Source organism: Komagataeibacter oboediens (genome assembly GCF_003207815.1).
In the GTDB taxonomy this organism is placed as follows: Bacteria; Pseudomonadota; Alphaproteobacteria; order Acetobacterales; family Acetobacteraceae; genus Komagataeibacter; species Komagataeibacter oboediens.
In genome coordinates this window covers 1-590 of sequence record NZ_NKTX01000261.1, presented here as the reverse complement: position 1 = coordinate 590, position 590 = coordinate 1, and the positions used below count along the sequence as shown (strand labels likewise).

At 58.3% G+C, this 590-nt stretch carries 1 protein-coding gene; it reads left to right on the top strand.

The window, feature by feature from the left end; translation table 11 throughout:
* Positions 1 to 87 precede the first annotated feature (87 nt).
* Positions 88 to 590, top strand: a 503-nt coding sequence (locus CFR80_RS18755; RefSeq protein ID WP_258367978.1) for an FAD-dependent oxidoreductase, incomplete at its 3' end; no start/stop codon positions are given.

The following is a 590-nucleotide window of genomic DNA, read 5'->3' as shown; positions in this document are numbered from 1 at the left end:
CCGTGCGGGGGCGAAGGACGGGGCATTCTACATGCAGACCATGGAATTCAAATTCTGACAGCCGATTGTACGATAGGGGAAACGAACATGACCGGAACGGGAAACATCGTCATCATCGGCAACGGCATGGTTGGCCATTACTGCGCCGAGCAGCTTGTGGCGCATGGGCTGCATGAAGACTGTGCGATTCACATTTTTGGCGACGAACCGCACCACGCCTATGACCGCGTGCACCTGACCGATTACATGAGCGGACGCGATGCGCTGGCGCTGCGCCTGCATGTGGATGATTTCCATACCCATCACGACCTGACCCTGCACCGTGGCGTCAGGGTGACACGCATAAACCGCGCGGCCCGGATGGTGGAAAGTGCCGAAGGGCTGCTGCCTTATGACACGCTGATCCTTGCCACCGGTTCCACGCCGTTCGTGCCACCGGTTCCGGGCAACACCGGCACGGCGGGGCTGGTCTACCGCACGCTGGATGACCTTATGTGGACGGCCGGTTCGATGCAATGGATCACATTTGTTATCTCTCTGCGTTTCTCTAAATCTTGTTTTCTCGGTGGAATGCATCGCTGCTCGCAGGA